This is a genomic window from Geminicoccus flavidas (genome assembly GCF_009806515.1).
GTDB lineage: Bacteria > Pseudomonadota > Alphaproteobacteria > Geminicoccales > Geminicoccaceae > Geminicoccus > Geminicoccus flavidus.
In genome coordinates this window covers 1-15921 of the sequence record NZ_WUJP01000490.1, presented here as the reverse complement: position 1 = coordinate 15921, position 15921 = coordinate 1, and the positions used below count along the sequence as shown (strand labels likewise).

Sequence of the window (15921 nt, the reverse complement as noted above, 5' to 3'; positions counted from 1 at the left end):
CCGATCCGTCCAGCACCGCACCTGCGTCCGGAGCGCAGCGCGCCGCGTCCCCTTTCCGCCTGAACCTCGAGCAGCAGCGCAAATGCGCGAAGGAGCTGCTCAAGGGACTGCAGGCCGGCGACGCCGGAGCCTTGCGCCGTTTTCAGCTCCACCATCCCCGGTGGCCAGATCATGAACAGGCCGTGCCACCGGACGTAGCCGTGCGATTGAGCGAGGCGCAGCTCGTCATTGCACGGGAGCTAGGCCTGCCGAGCTGGCCCCGCCTGAAGGCGCACATTGCCGCCATGGACCGGACCTGGTCGCGCATGCAGGGGGGCGGGCCTGCGCCGGACCGGGGCATGGCAACCCTCCATATCCGCTGCGGCTCCGACATCGGGCCGGGACTGAAGCAGGCAGGCTTCGCGGGCGACTTCCTGGAATATTCCGATCCCCTCTGCCAAGGCCCGGTCTGCAACGACGCCGACTGGCTGAAGGAGCGCGTCGACTTCATCGCGCACGCCTATGGCCCGGGCTCGGGCATGCACCGCGAGGCGGTTGCCGCGAAGCTTCAGCGCGCGGAGGAGGGACTGCGCTCCGCGGCAGCCCGCTACGAGCGCGTCGTTCTCTGGTTCGAACATGACAGCTACGATCAGCTGATCCTGGCCCGCTGCCTGGCGGAGTTCGCGGAGCGCCCACCGCTCCGGCTGGAACTGGTCTCGCCTGCGCGCTTTCCGGGCGGCGTGCGCTTTATCGGCCTGGGACAACTGCCGCCGGAGGCGCTGCGGCTGCTATGGACCGAGCGCAAACCGGTGACGGCAAAGGCGCTGGCGGCGGGACGCTCGGTGTGGGACGCGCTGCGCGCGCCCGATCCGCGGCCGCTCGCCGTCCTGGCATCGCAGGGCACGGCGGGCATCCCGCAACTCGGCAGGGCGGTGCGGCGGCATTGCCAGGAACTGCCCTGGACACAGGACGGACTGAGCCTGACCCAGCAGCTGATACTCGGCCTCCTCGCCGAGGAAGCGCGAATGGCCGGCCAGCTGTTCCGGGACCTGACCCTGGAACGTGAGCCGCTGCCCTGGATGTCGGACCTCATCTTCCACGACATCGTGGAGAGCATGCGGCAAGTCGAGAGCCCTGTCTTCACCGGCACTTTCCAGGGTGAGGACCGGCACTGGGCCAGGGAGGTCCTGACGATCACGCCGCTCGGCCGCGCCGTGCTGGCAGGGGAGGTGGACTGGCTAACCCTGTCTCCGCTCGCCCGCTGGGTGGGCGGCGTACTGGTCCCGGCCTCGGCGCCGTGCTGGCGCTGGGATGAGGACAGAGGTGCGATAGTGAACGGCTGATCCGGCTGGCCGCGTTCAGCCGGCTTCGTGATGGGCTTGAGGGGCGATGCGACGGACCGGCCGGCTACCTATCTTAGGGTGCGGCGCCCAGCCCGGCCTCGCCCGGCCGCCAGGAGTATCGCCAGGAGAACCGATGGTGCAGACCTACAAAAAGGACCCGGACGCGATTGCCCGGCTCACCCCGGAGCAGTACCGCGTCACCCAGCAGAACGGCACCGAATACCCCGGCACCGGCCCCTATCTGCACAACAAGGAGCCGGGCATCTATGTCGACATCGTCTCGGGCGAGCCTTTGTTCGCCTCGTCCGACAAGTACGAATCCGGCTGCGGCTGGCCCAGCTTCACCAAGCCGATCGAGCCCGCCAACATCCAGGAAAAGCGCGACCTCTCGCATGGCATGATCCGCGTCGAGGTCCGCTCGGCCCATGGCGACAGCCATCTGGGCCATGTCTTCCCGGACGGGCCGCCGGACCGCGGTGGCCTGCGCTACTGCATCAACGGCGCCGCCCTGCGCTTCATCCCGCGCGAGCGGATGCAGGAAGAGGGCTATGGCGCCTATCTCGACCAGGTGGAGGACATTCGATGACCGAGGAACGCGCGGTGCTGGCCGGCGGCTGCTTCTGGGGCATGCAGGACCTGATCCGGCGCCAGGAAGGTATCATCCGCACCCGGGTCGGCTATACCGGCGGCGACGTGCCGAACGCGACCTATCGCAATCACGGCACCCACGCCGAGGCGATCGAGATCATCTTCGACCCGCAGAAGACCAGCTTCCGCCAGATCCTGGAGTTCTTCTTCCAGATCCACGACCCGACCACCCGCAACCGCCAGGGCAACGATATCGGGCCGAGCTATCGCTCGGCGATCTTCTACACCAGCGAGGCCCAGAAGCAGGTCGCACTGGACACGATCGCCGATGTCGACGCGTCCGGCCTGTGGCCCGGCAAGGTGGTCACCGAGGTGACCCCCGTGGGCGACTTCTGGGAAGCGGAGCCGGAGCACCAGGACTATCTGGAACGCTACCCCAACGGCTACACCTGCCACTTCGTCCGTCCGAACTGGCGCCTGCCCCGGCGCAGCGAGGCATCGGTCGCAGCCGAATGAGCGCAGAGGCGGGACCAGGCGGTCCCGCCGCCCCTCATTACTCTTGATCGGGCCGCACCAGCTCCGTCTCCTCCGTGTCGACCACGGACACGGCGAGCAGGCGCGAAGGCTCCGTGTCGCTCGCATTGGCGCTGACCCCGTGATGGTCGCCTGGCATCTCCACGAAGCTCTCGCCCGCCCGGTAGACCTTCTCCGGCCCGTCATTGACCTTGCTGCGCACGGCCCCCTCTAGGACCGTCGCATAGATGAAGGCCGAATCCGGATGGATATGCGCCACTGAGAATCCACCCGGCCCGTACTCGACCAGCACGGCCTTGAGGCTCTTGCCCGGCACCTGGGGCAGTTCGTGCTCGGCAACCAGCGTCACCGTGGCGTTCTTCCCGGATACGTCATGGGCCAGAGCGGGCCAGAGCGGCAACGCCGCCAATGCCAGCGTGCAGCAGATTCGCGCGAACATGGTTGTCGTCCTGTCGGGAGTGGATGAAGGCAGGCAGGGGCCTGTTGGCGTCATGAGCGCTGGGCCTGGGCCAGCCAGTCATCGAGGCGTGTCGGTGTCAGGCGCGCCCCCTCGCCGGGCGTCAGCGCGCGGTCGTCCATCTTCTGGCCGAAATAGGTGGTCGCTTCATCGGGCACGATCCGGCGCCCATCGCCCCTGGCCTGCAGGAACCGCTCGACCGCCTGGGCCATCCCCATCCGCTCCGGGCCGCCGATCTCGATCCTGCGGTTGAGCGGCCCGCTCAGCGCCAGTTCGGCCAGGACGTCCGCCACGTCGTCCGCGGCCATGGGCTGGAACAGTGCTGGCGACAGGCGCACGGTTCCGTCATCCGCCGCTCCGCCATCGGCGATTGCTGCCATGAACTCGAAGAACTGCGTCGCCTGCACGATCGTGTACGGGACGCCCGACTCCTCGATCAGCCGCTCCTGGGCGCACTTGCCCCTAAAATAGCCGTTGTCCTGGAGGCGCTGGGTGCCGACTACGGACAGGGCCAGATGATGCCGCACACCAGCCCTGGCTTCTGCCGCCAGCAGGTTGCGCCCCGACGCCTCAAAGAAGGCCAGCACCGCGTCCGCGTCGAACGAGGTCGGGTTGGTCACATCCGCGACGACCTCCGCACCGGCCAGCGCCTTGTCCAGCCCCTGGCCGCTGACGGTGTCGACGCCCGTGCTGGGCGAGGCAGCCACCACTTCGTGGCCGCGCCCGCGCAGCCGTTCCACGAGCTTGCGGCCGATCAGCCCGGTGCCGCCGATGATCACGATCTTCATGCGCTACCTCTTGCAGGCACGGCGCCGCCTGTTCCGCCAGGCCAGGTCGCCGATGCCCTCGGCCCAAGGACGAGGCCGGCCGACGCGTTGTGACTCCGGCGGCGCATGATTTCTTTGCCGCAGCCCCTTTGCGGCATCCCTTCCCGGGGCGGTCGGTTCAGGGATGGAATCCCGCACCTGACGCAGAATTCAGCCTGAACTTCGGCAGTTTGTGGCATATTCATCGTGGATCCAACAAAAAATTCTGTGAAATATCTATCATCCTGGAGGTAAGTACTTTGGACAATACTGGCAGGATGATTCACGATGACTTCCTGCGCGACGCGAGTTCCATGGACACCATCACCGGACGGGAAGACGACGACGTAATCCTGGGCTCGGCCGGCCGTGACCGTCTCTTCGGCGGAGCCGGCAACGACACGATCCATGGCGGCGACGGCGCCGACCGCATCGCCGGCGGTTCCGGCAATGACCGACTGTTCGGCGAGGGCGGCGACGACTTGGTCTCGGGCAATGCCGGCCGGGACTATCTCTGGGGCGGTGCCGGCGACGACCGCCTGGCCGGTGGGCCCGGCGACGACGTCCTGCGCGGCAATGTCGGCGACGACATCCTGCGCGGCGGCGAGGGCCGCGACCTGCTGGAGGGCGGGGCGGGCGACGACCTGATCTTCGACGGGCCGGGCGTCGACCGCTTCATCGGCGGTGCCGGCTACGACACCGTGTCGTTCGTCGAGGCGGACCAGAGCGTCTTCGTCCATTTCGCCGCCCAGCTCGCAGCCGACAGCGATCCAGACCGCGGCCCCGCCACGATAGAGCCGATGCAGGGCATCGAGCGGGTGTTCGGCAGCCGCCATGACGACATGCTGTACGGCGAGAGGTTTGCGGAACTCTATGTCCTGGAACGTCCCGTCGCCCTGTACGGCCGGGGCGGCAATGACCGGGTCGAGGGCGGCACCGTCGACGACATAGTGAGCGGCGGCGACGGTGACGACCAGGTCGACGGCAATGGCGGGAACGACCGGGTCGATGGTGGCGCCGGCAACGACCTGATTGCTGGCGGCCGCGAGACCGGCGACGATCGGCTGACCGGGGGCAGCGGCCAGGACGTGTTCATCCATGTCGCCTACCGCAGCATAGCCAGTTCCACGGAGGCCGGCGCCGATACGATCACCGACTTCCACCCGGGCCAGGACCGGCTGCGCTGGTCGGTGTCCGTCGACGACGATCCCGTGACCGGCCCAGGCGTGCCCGGCCTGCCCTATATCGATGGCGCCGACCTGTTCGCCGACCTGGACAGCGACGATAACGGGGTACTGAGCGGCCTGGACCGCTTCGTCACGGTGCAGCATGGCGGCACCGACAGTCTGACGGTCGACTTCTCGGCCTATATGGATGCCAAGCTCGACGACGCTCATTCCGAGGACGGCCTGAACCAGGCCGACAGCCTCACCCTGCTGGGCGTGCGCGCGCTGACGCTGGACGACATCGATCCGGCCCCGCCCACCGGCTGAAGCGCAGGCTACCGCCCCGGCACCTCGACAGACGGCGCCATAATTGTACCATTCGGTACATACTTGTCCGAAAGGTACAGATCGATGGAGCAACGCCCGCCCCTGCCCCCCTTCACCGCCGACACCGCCGCCCAGAAGGCCCGCCTCGCCGAGAACGCCTGGAACACCCGCGACCCGCAGAAGGTGGCGCTCGCCTACACGGAGGACAGTCGCTGGCGGAACCGGGCAGAGTTCCTCCAGGGCCGCCCGGCCATCGTCGAATTCCTCACCCGCAAGTGGGCGAAGGAGCTGGACTACCGCCTGATCAAGGAGGTCTGGACCTTCCACGACAACCGTATCGCCGCCCGCTTCGCCTATGAATGGCACGACGACAGCGGCAACTGGTTCCGCAGCCACGGCAACGAGCAGTGGGAGTTCGACGAGCACGGCCTGATGCGCCGCCGCCTCGCCAGCATCAACGATCAGCCGATCAGGGAAGCCGACCGCCTGTTCCGCTGGCCACTCGGTCCCCGCCCCGACGACCATCCCGGCCTTTCGGAACTCGGCCTCTGAGCCCATGGCCCGCATCGTCCAGGAGCGCCACGACGTGATCCCGTTGCTCGCGGAAACCTTCCGCGAGCACGGCTACGAGGGCGCCAGCCTGTCCCTGATCGGCCAGCGCACCGGCCTGGGCAAAGGCAGCCTCTACCACTTCTTCCCGGGCGGAAAGGCGGAGATGGCCGAGGCGGTCCTGGCCGAGCTCGACGCCTGGTTCGAGACCAACCTGTTCCGCCCCCTCCAGGACGAGCCGGACGCCGCCGCCGCCATCGCCGCCATGTTCCGCACCGTCGACGCCTATTTCCGCTCCGGCCGGCGGATCTGCCTGGTCGGCCTGTTCGCGCTGGGCGAGCCCCGCGACCGCTTCGCCCGGGCGATCGCCACCTACTTCACCCGCTGGTGCCAGGCCCTGGCCAGCGCCCTGTATCGCGCCGGCAAGGACCCGGCGCTTGCCGAGGAATTCGTCGCCGGCATCCAGGGCGCCCTGGTCCTGGCCCGGGCACTGGACGACCCGGACCTGTTCACCAACGCCCTGGCTCGCATGGAGGCCCGGCTCGCCGGTGCGTGATGGCGATCATGGCAGGCCAGCCGCGTGGCTGGTCAATTTCATATCATCCCCCGGCTTGACCGGGGGACCCATCGCCACAAGCCAGCCAAGCATTGCGGCCATGCTCGATCTCCGGACGCAGGGGAACTGCGCCAAGCAGTCACCCTCCGGCCGTTGATCCCCCGGCTCGACCGGGGGATGACCGATGGGGCATGGCTGCCGCCCCATCCCCGGCCGTCAGTGTCGCGCCACGAACTTGTTGAATCGGCTCTTGCCGTCCTCCGACAGGAGCAGGGCCAGCTTGCGCTCCTCGAAGATCTTGAAGAACTCGTCCCAGTCGATCTCGGTGAGCTTCTCGTCCTTCTCCTGGAAATCCAGGCGCAGGATGCCGCCTTCGCCTTCGGTGTCGACCATGGCGGGCCGCCCGCCATGCTGCTCCGCCCACTTGCGGATCTGGTCGTGGTCAGTGACGGGATGCGCGGAAGCCATCGGGCATTCTCCCCCGGGGTTTCACTTGGCAGGAGAACGCCCGATCCCGGCCCAGGTGCCGCGCTGGCCTCAGTACTGGAAGCCCGGCCGCGTGGTCGCGTCGATGTCGGCGGCACCCAGCGCCGTCACGCCGAACAGGGTGACCGTACCGTGGTTGCCGGTGGATTCCGAATCCGGCATCAGGCCGATGTCGATCACCAGCGATGCGGCACTCACCCCGTCCAGTTCACCGCCTGCACGCTGCACCAGGCATCATCCCCGTCCAGCACACCGTCGCCGCTGCTGTCCAGGTCCGCGAAGGTCAGGATCTCCTCCGTCCAGCCGGTCTCGTCGACCGGATTGCCAGCCTGGAAGAAGCTGATCTGCAGCCGGTCCTCGCCCCGGGTGAAGTCGCGGATGATCTCGTCTGCGTCGAAGTTCGACGAGTCCGGATAGGTCTGAAACCCGTTCAGGAGCCGGAAGCCCACCGCGAACAGGTCGTTCCCGGGCCCGCCGACGAGCACGTCCAGGCCGCTGCCGCCTTCCAGCCGGTCGTCGCCCTCGTCCCCATAGATCAGGTCGTCGCCGCTGCTGCCCCAGAGAATGTCGTTGCCGGCCCCGCCCATGATCCGGTCGTCGCCGGCACTGGCATTGATCGTGTCGTTGCCGTCGCCGCCCTGGAACAGGTCGTTGCCCTGGCCGCCGAACAGCCGGTCGTCTCCGGCATTGCCGGAGAGCCGGTCGTTGCCGTCGCCGCCTTTCAGCACGTCATTGCCTTCGCCACCCAGCAGCACGTCATCGCCATGCTCGCCGCGGAGCTGGTCGTCGCCGTGCTGGCCGAACAGGACGTCGTCGCCCAGGCCGCCCAGCAGCAGGTCACTGCCATGCCAGCCATACAGCCGGTCGGCATCCTCCTCACCGAAAACGATGTCGTCCCCATCGCCCGCGTTCACATGGTCATCACCGCGCCCGGCGTAGACCAGGTCATCGCCGCCACCGAGCTCGATCCGGTCGCGGCCGGCGAAGGCCCGGACCTGATGATTGCCGAATGGGTCGTAGAGCACGTCCGGGTCATTGCTGCCGACCAGGAAATCGTTGCCGAGCGTGCCGCGGATGACCATGCCCACCTGCCGATGCTTGTTCGCCGCCCGCACCAGCGGTTACCGGTAATGAACAAAACATGTCAAAGCCGTCATGCAGGCTGTCGCGATCCTTCGACGCTGTCCGGGCCCGGCGGCAGCCGGCCGGGAGCCCCCCGCACCGGCCGCCCGTGCAGCCCTACTGCTGGTAGCCGCGCCGCCCGAGCAGGTCGGCCACCTCTTTCGCCGCCGTATCCAGCGCCTGCTGGATGTCGGTCTCCTCGACGATGCCCTGGACCATCCGCTTGGTCGCGATTTCGGCCGCCTCGTTGAACTCTGGCAGGCTCGGCAGGGGCTCGGCGGCCGCCATCGCCGCGGACACCGCCGGATACCAGCGGAACTCCCTCTGCACCTCCGGATCGTTCAGCACCGCCTGGCGGGGCGGAGTCGCGAGCTTGGCCGCACCGCGCTGGCTCTCCTCGCTGAGCGCTCCGGCCAGGACCCGGAACAGCGTGTCCCGGTCCTTGCCGGAGAAGCGCGAGATCGCATAGCCGTCCGTGGTGATCGACTGCTTGCCGCCCGGCGGCGTGGTCCAGTCGATCAGCCCGATCACCCGCGACTTGGCCGGATCGTCCATCGAGGCGCAGCGGGTCGCCCATTGCTGCCCGACCGCGCAGACGTCCTGGCCGAAATTGACGGCGTTCTCGTCATTGCCATGCGCGGTGAAGCCCGGCACCGCGAACTTGGCGAGGCGACGATAGGTGTCGACCGCCGCCACCCCGCGCTCGCGGTGGAAGATCGGCCGCCACTCCGCGTCGAACCAGCCCTCGCCCACCGTGTTCATCACCGCCTGCAGCTCGTGGGGCGTCATGTCCCATTTGAGCGCCAGCGTCGTGCCGTTGCGCCGCGGCGGCGAATCTAGGGCCTCGGCGATCGCGATCACGTCCTCCCAGCTCTGCGGCAGCGCCAGTCCCGCCTCCTCCAGGAGGTCGCGGCGATGCGCCCAGAGCAGGACGTTGGTGGTGAGCGGCATGGCGTAGATGTGGCCCTCGAAGGTCACGCCACGCATCGAGGCGGGATTGACGTCGTCGAGGTTGAACTCCGCGCGATGCTTCTCCCAGAGGTCGTCGAGCGGCTCCAGCCAGCCATTCTTGGCATAGTTCGCGATGCTGATGCTGTTGACCCACAAGAGGTCCAGCCCGGCGCTGCGCGAGGAAAGCGCGATGCGCTGCAGCTGCATCGCGTCGCCAGACGGCATCAGCCGAGCATCCAGCTCCACGCCCGGCACGGCGGTCCGCATCCGGTCGGCATAATATTCGAGCGCCGGATAGCGGTGGCTGATCAGATGCACCGGATCCGCGGCATGAGCGCGGCGCAGCAGCGCCGGCATCGCCAGGGCCGTCGCGGTGCCGCCCAGCACCGCGCGCCGGTTCACCGCCCTCTGCTGGGGACTGGCCTCGAATCGCATGTTTTTTGCCTCCTTGCCCGTGTTCTCGATGGGCGTCTGCCGGATGGCACGCCTCCCTGCCGGTTCTCTTGGCCGAGAACTCTCCTCCTGCTTAGCCGCATGCGGGCGCCGCGTCCGCCCTTGCGCGACCTCGGGCCTGCACGGGCAGTTCCGCCAGGGCGAACATCGTCATCCAGTCAACAGCGGGCAAACGAAGCTGCGGTGCTCTCGCCCTCAGCTCGCCGTGATGTACATCGGCATGACCTTGCCCAGCGACGGCACGCCGTCCCTGTCGATCAAGAACAGGAGGTAATAGCCGGGTGGGGCCAGCTTGTTGGTCTTGGGCGCTGTCACCGCCAGCGTGTTGCCGGCACGCTGGAAGGGCAGCTCCATGAAGCGCTGGTCCATGTTGAAGCTGTGGGTGACCGAGCCGGTCTTGACCAGCGTCACCCGCGTGATCCGCGCCCCGTTGTCGACCCCGATCTTGAAGTTGCGCCCGGCCTTCAGGCTGGTCGGCACCGACGTGAGCTTCGGCCGCACCGCCAGGTTGCCGTTCGCGTCGAACAGATAGGGCGGATAATAGATCTCGGCATCGAGGTTGTTCTGCGGCCCGGTCGCCCCGCCGCCGCCCACCAGCACCGTGCCGTCGGCCAGCAGGATCGCCGCCGAGTGGTAGAGCCGGGCCTTGCCCGACCTGGTGGGCGCGCCGCCCGTCCACTTGCCGGTCTTCGGGTCCCAGATGAACGGCGTGTAGTTGACCTCGACCAGCTCGTTATAGGCCTTGGAGCCGCCGGTCACGACCACCTTGCCATCCGCCAGCAGCGTGGCGGTGCTCCAGTGCAGCCCGCGCGGCAGGCGCTCGGTCTGGGTGAAGACCGGCGTCCCGCCATTGATGTCGACCACGGTCGCCATGTTGCCGGACTCGGGGCGGGTACCGCCGCCCGCGACGCGCAAAATCTTGCCCGGCGCGAACATCGCCTCGGTCGAGCTCTTGCCCCAGGTGCCGCGAAACGTGCCAAGCCGCTCGACCCGCCCGGCACCTGCCGGATCGACCCGGTACACTGCCCGGTCGGAGAAGCCGAAGATCAGCCCGTCCGGGGCCACCCAGTTGCGCGGGTAGTAGTAGGAGATCCCGCTGGTGTCGGCCCCTTCCAGCAGGCGGAACGAGCCGTCCCGGCCGCGGATCTCCGGATGGTCGGTGCCCTTGTCGCCGCCCTGGATGTAGCTCTCGCCATTGGGCAGGGTGGTAATCGAGGCGTACCAGCGCTCGCGGTTCATGACCCGCCCGGACACCAGCTGCTTCTTGCGAGTGAGATAGACGGTCGAGCGGTCGATCCCCTTGTTCTTGGTGCGGATGCCGTCCCAGATGTCGCCGCCCACCATCACGATGTCGCCGACATCGGGCAGCAGCACCTGGGCACTGCAGAACACGTCGGTGGCGGTGCCGTTCGGCAGGGTCAGGTGGTAGCCAGTCGGCCCGTCGTTTGGGTCCCAGACATCGTACTCGAACAGCCCGGTCTGCATGCCCGCCCGGTCCGAGCCATAGCTCAGGATCCGCCCGTCGCGCGTCATTACCATGTGGATCGGCACGAACGGCCAGGGCAGGAGCGGCCCCCAGGCGCCGAGCTTCCGATCCCCCTTGATCGCCGCCGCGGCACGGCCGGTCAGGAGGCCGGCGGCGACGCCGGCGCCGGCCATCGCCAGGGCGGAGCGCAGGAACAGACGGCGCGCGAGCGCGGGTCCGCCGCCGGACCCCGGCAGCGTCGAAAGGCGCGGATCGATCATGACAGGCCTTCAGGAAAATATGCTCAGACGAATCAAATCAGCGATCGGACGACGACTTCGGCTCCAGCCGGAAATGCCTGCGCGGGCATGCCCGGTCAGCCGGAAGCGGTCGCCCACGCCGCAAGCGCCATATCGATGTATGCCTCACGTTTAGCTCATGCGGCAGGATGCCGCAATATCGTTTCGCCCTCCGGAAGCTGTTGATATTTTTAAGGGTTATTCTTGCGATGGTCGCAACAGCGCCGCCCGCCCTTAGCAAGGGACTTCCCGCTTGCGTCCGCCCGCCATCCGCCTAAGCCCTGGGGGCGGAGCGATGGGAGGCAGCAATGGCAAAGGTGTTGAAGCAGGGGCGCGATCCGGCGGCGGCGGCCAAGGACGACCAGGCGGTACGTGGCACGGTCGAGGCGATCCTGGCCGACATTGAGGCACGCGGCGATCAGGCGGTGCGCGAGCTGTCGATCAAGTTCGACAACTGGGACCGCGCCGACTTCCGCCTGACCGACGCCGAAATCCAGGCCTGCCTGAGCGAGCTCTCGCAGCGCGAGCTGGACGACATCCGCTTCGCCCAGGCGCAGATCCGCAACTTCGCGGAGCACCAGCGCACCTCGCTCCGGGACTTCGAGGTCGAGACCCTGCCGGGCGTGGTGCTGGGCCAGAAGAACATCCCGGTGAACCGGGTCGGCTGCTACGTGCCGGGCGGCAAGTACCCGATGGTGGCCTCGGCGCACATGTCGGTGCTGACCGCCAAGGTCGCGGGCGTGCCCGAGGTTATCACCTGCGCCCCGCCCTACCAGGGCCGCCCTGCCGCCGCGATCGTCGCCGCCCAGCACTTGGCCGGTGCCGACGTGATCTACTGCCTGGGCGGCGTCCAGGCCGTGGGTGCCATGGCGCTCGGCACCGCCACGATTGCCCCGGTCGACATGCTGGTCGGCCCCGGCAACGCTTTTGTGGCCGAGGCCAAGCGCCAGCTCTACGGCCGGGTCGGCATCGACCTGTTCGCCGGCCCCACCGAAACGCTGGTGATCGCGGACGAGACGGTGGACGGCGAGATGTGCGCCACCGACCTGCTCGGCCAGGCCGAGCACGGCCCCACCTCGCCCGCCATCCTGCTCACCACCTCGGAGCGCCTGGCCCGCGAGACCATGGCCGAGATCGAGCGCCTGCTGCAGATCCTCCCCACCGCCGAGATCGCCCGGAAGGCCTGGCAGGACTATGGCGCGGTGATCGTCTGCGAGGACGACGCCGAGATGGTCCAGGAAGCCGACAAGATCGCCTCCGAACACGTCCAGGTCATGACGAAGGACCCCGACTACTTCCTCCAGCACATGACCAATTACGGTGCTTTGTTCCTCGGCCCCCGCACCAATGTCAGCTACGGCGACAAGGTGATCGGCACCAACCACACCCTGCCGACCCGCACCGCCGCGCGCTACACCGGGGGCTTGTGGGTCGGCAAGTTCCTCAAGACCGTCACCTATCAGCGCGTGCTGACCGACGAGGCGTCGGCCAAGGTCGGCGAATACTGCTCGCGCCTGTGCATGCTGGAAGGCTTCGCCGGCCACGCCGAGCAGGCCAACCTCCGCGTGCGCCGCTATGGCGGCCGCAACGTCCCCTATGCCAGCGCCGCGGAGTGACGATGTCGCTGCCCAAGCCACCCTCCTTCCGCCTGGACGGCAGGCGTGCCCTGGTCACCGGTGCCGGCCGCGGCATCGGCCTGGCCGCCGCCGCGGCGCTGGCCGATGCCGGCGCCGCCGTCACCCTGGTCGCCCGCTCAGCCGATGAGCTGGACGCCGCCGCCGCCGCGATCCGCGACGCCGGCGGCCAGGCCCGGGCCCTCCCGCTCGACGTTACCGACCTCGATGCCGTCGCCGCGGCGATCGCGGCCGAGCCGCCCTACGACATCTTCGTCAACAATGCCGGCACCAACCGGCCCAAGCCGTTCACCGAGGTCACTGTCGACGATTTCGACGCGATCTTCGGCCTGAATGTCCGCGCCGCCTTCTTCGCCGCCCAGGCCGTTGCCCGCCGCCTCCTGGACGCGGGCAAGCCCGGCTCGATCATCAACGTGTCCTCGCAGATGGGCCATGTCGGCGGCCGCGGCCGCACGGTCTACTGCGCGTCCAAGGCGGCACTGGAAGGCCTGACCAAGGCCATGGCCCTGGACCTCGGCCCCCACGGCATCCGGGTCAACACGATCTGCCCGACCTTCATCGAGACCGAGATGACCCGCCCGTTCCTGTCGTCCCCTGCCTTCCGCGACGAGGTCGTAAGCAAGATCGCGCTGGGCCGCCTGGGCAGCGTGAAGGACCTGACCGGCGCCATCCTGTTCCTGGCCTCGGACGCCTCGGCGCTCACGACCGGCTCGGCGCTGATGGTGGACGGGGGCTGGACGGCAGCCTGACCGGAGAGTCGGCAGGCACCAGTTTTTTCGCCTGGCCTGCAGCGTCGCGCGAACAATCTCGGGAACATTTTTCGGGCATCGTCATCCAATAGCGATCGGAAAGGCCGCTATTTCCAGAGATTGACGATGCCATGGTCCGCACCGGCGCCGCCGCCATCCATTGTCCCCTCTCCCGGCGGTCGGCGCCCGCGGACGCCGAACGCCCCGCGCTGATGGCTTGGCCTTCGAGGCACCATGCGTCCTCGCCGCCGCGGGCCGGTCAGGCCCGCGCCCGGTCACGCTTGCCAAGCGGTCTCCCGACCATGTTCCAGCAAGGGAGAAAGCGATGATCAGGCGGGCATTCTGGACTGCGACCTGCGCCACCCTGGCGCTGCTCGGTGCCGCCATCGGGCCGGGCGGCACGGCGGGCGCGGCAGGCACCGCGATCCTGTCGGACAGCTCTGCTGGCGGGTCGCATCACGGGTCGATGGGTCCCTGGAAGAAGCCCCGTGACCGCCAGGATGGCCGCCGGATCTTCCGTTACGACACGTTCGGCGACGAGCAGCTGTGGACCGACGTGCTGCGGATGCACGAGGTCATCGCGACGGTGCCCCCTGCGACCGCGCTGGGGGTCGGCCTCAAGGTGGACGTGCAGGCCCTGCCGCGAACGCTGGTCATCGCACTGAAGGCCGGCAAGGTCGACCTGACCGACCCGGTCGTCACGGTCGAGCTGCTGCGGCTGAACGCGGTCGTGGGCGTCCAGGGCAAGGTCCGCGCGGGCCAGCTGAAGAGCATCGGCATCACCTGCGCCCTCTGCCACTCCACGGTCGACGACTCGCTCGCCCCCGGCATCGGCAGGCGGCTGGACGGATGGGCGAACACCAACCTGAACGTCGGCGCGATCGTGGCCCTCTCGCCGGCCTTGGACGACGCCACCAGGAAGGAGTTCCAGGCCTGGGGCCCCGGCAAGTACGACCCCCGCCACCATGCGTTCGACGGCACCAGGCTCATCCCGCTGAACAGCCCGTCCCTGCCGATCGTCATCCCGCCGATCTATGGGCTGAAGGGGGTCGGCTTCGAGACCTTCACCGCCGATGGCCCGATCTCGTACTGGAACAGCTATGTCGGCGTCGGCCAGATGGGTGGCCAGGGCAGCTTCAAGGACCGGCGCATCGGCCTGTCCATCCGGCAGTCGCCGGATCTCGTCACCCCCAAGCTGGCCGCACTGCTGGACTACCAGCTGAGCCTGCGCACCCCGAAGCCGCCCAAGGGCAGCTACGATCGCGCCGCAGCCAGGCGCGGCGAACGGCTGTTCTACCAGGAGGCACGCTGCGCCACCTGCCACCTGGGGCCCCATTTCACCGACGTGCTGCGCGGCCCCAGGCACAAGCTGCCGTTCCTGCATGACCCGGTGAAGATCGGCATGGACCCGGCCTATGCCATGAGGTCCGCCACGAAGAAGTACCGGACCACGCCGCTGCGCGGGCTCTGGCAGCATCCGCCCTATTTCCATGACGGCAGCGCCGCGGACCTGCCGGCGGTGGTCGATCACTACGACCGGCAGTTCCGGCTCGGCCTGGCCTCGCGGCAGAAATCCGATCTGGTCGAATTCCTGAAGTCGCTCTGAGCAGGCGGCGCCGGCTGCTTCTGCTCCCGGGTGCGGTCGGCAGGCTGAGCCCACGCCCGGCCTGCCGGTCCGGATTCCGTACTCCCAGGGCCGTGCGGAATCGCTATCACTTGCCCATGACGAGCTATGGCCAGTTCTGCTCGGTGGCGCGGGCCCATGAAGTGCTGGGCGGGCGCTGGACGCTCCTGATCGTGCGCGAGCTCCTGTGCGGCAGCCGCCGCTTCGGCGAGATCCGCCAGGGTATCCCCCGGATCTCCCGCACCATGCTGACCGAGCGGCTGCAGGATCTGGTCCGGATCGGCGCCGTGGCGCGCATGGCCGGCGAGCACGGGCCCGAGTACCGGCTGACCTTGGCTGGCGAGGAACTCGCCACGCTCGTGGGCGCGCTCGCAACCTGGGGACAGCGCTGGCTGCCGCGGGAGCCGGCGCGCGAGGACCTCGACCTGGCGCCGGTCCTGCTCGACATGCGCCGCCGGGTGCGCCCGGAGGCGCTGCCGAAGGATCCCCTGGTCGTGCGGTTCGAGCTGCAGGGCTACCGGCCGTACTTCCTGCTGCTGCGCGCAGCCGAAGCCTCCGTCTGCACCCACAATCCGGGCTTCCCGGAGCCCCTGCGCGTCGCCGGCCCGTTCGCTGCCCTGGTGGCGTGGTGGCGGGGTGATGTCGCCTTCCTCCAGGCAAGGCGGATGGGCCTGTCGCTGACTGGCCCGAGAAGTCTCGCGAATGCCTTCCCGGGCTGGTTCGAGCGCTACCGGTTCGCCCATGTCCAGCCGGCCGCCCCCGCGGCACCGGCCGGGGCGCCCGGCTGAGCAGTCCGGATTCCGTACCCCCGTCCTGGCCGCCTCCCCGCCAGA

The 15921-nt window shown here is 68.6% G+C and carries 17 protein-coding genes; 10 read left to right on the top strand and 7 right to left on the bottom strand.

Going from position 1 to position 15921, the window contains the following annotated elements; translation table 11 throughout:
* From EQG76_RS13890 to msrA, 3 genes are all read left to right on the top strand, one after another.
* On the top strand, positions 1 to 1322 hold a 1322-nt coding region (locus EQG76_RS13890; protein WP_235031359.1), incomplete at its 5' end, for a DUF1835 domain-containing protein.
* A gap of 133 nt (positions 1323 to 1455) precedes the next feature.
* Positions 1456 to 1908, top strand: a complete 453-nt coding sequence (gene msrB / locus EQG76_RS13885; protein ID WP_159714334.1) for a peptide-methionine (R)-S-oxide reductase MsrB — start codon at positions 1456 to 1458, stop codon at positions 1906 to 1908.
* The gene (msrA, locus tag EQG76_RS13880) at positions 1905 to 2426 is read left to right on the top strand and encodes a peptide-methionine (S)-S-oxide reductase MsrA (protein WP_159714331.1); all 522 of its coding nucleotides are present in this window, start codon (positions 1905 to 1907) and stop codon (positions 2424 to 2426) included. The genes msrB and msrA overlap by 4 nt, the downstream gene beginning before the upstream one ends.
* 37 nt (positions 2427 to 2463) lie before the next feature.
* Here the strand turns inward: msrA and EQG76_RS13875 are convergent, their stop codons facing one another.
* Complete coding sequence (locus EQG76_RS13875; protein WP_159714328.1) at positions 2464 to 2883, bottom strand: cupin domain-containing protein; 420 nt, start codon at positions 2881 to 2883, stop codon at positions 2464 to 2466.
* Between the two features lie 50 nt (positions 2884 to 2933).
* Positions 2934 to 3689, bottom strand: coding sequence for an SDR family oxidoreductase (locus tag EQG76_RS13870; protein ID WP_159714325.1), 756 nt, complete (start codon positions 3687 to 3689; stop codon positions 2934 to 2936).
* A gap of 296 nt (positions 3690 to 3985) precedes the next feature.
* On the opposite strand from EQG76_RS13870, the gene EQG76_RS13865 reads away from it, so the two are divergent.
* The 3 genes from EQG76_RS13865 to EQG76_RS13855 all read left to right on the top strand — a co-directional run bounded on the left by EQG76_RS13865 (position 3986) and on the right by EQG76_RS13855 (position 6305).
* Positions 3986 to 5200, top strand: coding sequence for a calcium-binding protein (locus EQG76_RS13865; RefSeq protein WP_159714323.1), 1215 nt, complete (start codon positions 3986 to 3988; stop codon positions 5198 to 5200).
* An 84-nt stretch (positions 5201 to 5284) separates the two neighbouring features.
* The gene (locus EQG76_RS13860) at positions 5285 to 5752 is read left to right on the top strand and encodes a nuclear transport factor 2 family protein (RefSeq protein ID WP_159714321.1); all 468 of its coding nucleotides are present in this window, start codon (positions 5285 to 5287) and stop codon (positions 5750 to 5752) included.
* Between the two features lie 4 nt (positions 5753 to 5756).
* Positions 5757 to 6305 (top strand): TetR/AcrR family transcriptional regulator, encoded by a 549-nt coding sequence (locus EQG76_RS13855; protein WP_159714319.1) that lies wholly within the window; start codon positions 5757 to 5759, stop codon positions 6303 to 6305.
* Between the two features lie 216 nt (positions 6306 to 6521).
* Here EQG76_RS13855 and EQG76_RS13850 read toward each other — a convergent pair whose 3' ends face one another.
* The 5 genes from EQG76_RS13850 to EQG76_RS13830 all read right to left on the bottom strand — a co-directional run bounded on the left by EQG76_RS13850 (position 6522) and on the right by EQG76_RS13830 (position 11063).
* A complete protein-coding gene (locus EQG76_RS13850) occupies positions 6522 to 6773 on the bottom strand; it encodes a hypothetical protein (protein WP_159714317.1) in 252 nt (83 codons plus the stop codon).
* A 69-nt stretch (positions 6774 to 6842) separates the two neighbouring features.
* Positions 6843 to 7019, bottom strand: a complete 177-nt coding sequence (locus EQG76_RS13845; RefSeq protein ID WP_159714315.1) for a hypothetical protein — start codon at positions 7017 to 7019, stop codon at positions 6843 to 6845.
* Entirely contained in the window at positions 6986 to 7873 is an 888-nt protein-coding gene (locus EQG76_RS13840) for a calcium-binding protein (protein ID WP_235031360.1), read from the bottom strand. Before EQG76_RS13840 ends, EQG76_RS13845 begins: the two co-directional genes overlap by 34 nt.
* A gap of 157 nt (positions 7874 to 8030) precedes the next feature.
* Positions 8031 to 9299: an ABC transporter substrate-binding protein gene (locus EQG76_RS13835; RefSeq protein ID WP_159714311.1), complete on the bottom strand. Its 1269-nt coding sequence runs from the start codon at positions 9297 to 9299 to the stop codon at positions 8031 to 8033.
* Between the two features lie 213 nt (positions 9300 to 9512).
* A complete protein-coding gene (locus tag EQG76_RS13830) occupies positions 9513 to 11063 on the bottom strand; it encodes a galactose oxidase early set domain-containing protein (protein ID WP_159714309.1) in 1551 nt (516 codons plus the stop codon).
* A 326-nt stretch (positions 11064 to 11389) separates the two neighbouring features.
* Here EQG76_RS13830 and hisD point away from each other — a divergent pair, with 326 nt between their 5' ends.
* The 4 genes from hisD (at position 11390) to EQG76_RS13810 (ending at position 15876) form a co-directional block, all read left to right on the top strand.
* A complete protein-coding gene (gene hisD, locus EQG76_RS13825) occupies positions 11390 to 12697 on the top strand; it encodes a histidinol dehydrogenase (protein WP_159714307.1) in 1308 nt (435 codons plus the stop codon).
* 2 nt (positions 12698 to 12699) lie between these two features.
* A complete protein-coding gene (locus EQG76_RS13820) occupies positions 12700 to 13464 on the top strand; it encodes an SDR family NAD(P)-dependent oxidoreductase (protein WP_159714304.1) in 765 nt (254 codons plus the stop codon).
* Positions 13465 to 13789: 325 nt separating this feature from the next.
* Positions 13790 to 15070: a hypothetical protein gene (locus tag EQG76_RS13815; protein ID WP_159714301.1), complete on the top strand. Its 1281-nt coding sequence runs from the start codon at positions 13790 to 13792 to the stop codon at positions 15068 to 15070.
* Positions 15071 to 15186: 116 nt separating this feature from the next.
* Entirely contained in the window at positions 15187 to 15876 is a 690-nt protein-coding gene (locus tag EQG76_RS13810) for a winged helix-turn-helix transcriptional regulator (RefSeq protein ID WP_159714298.1), read from the top strand.
* Positions 15877 to 15921 lie beyond the last annotated feature (45 nt).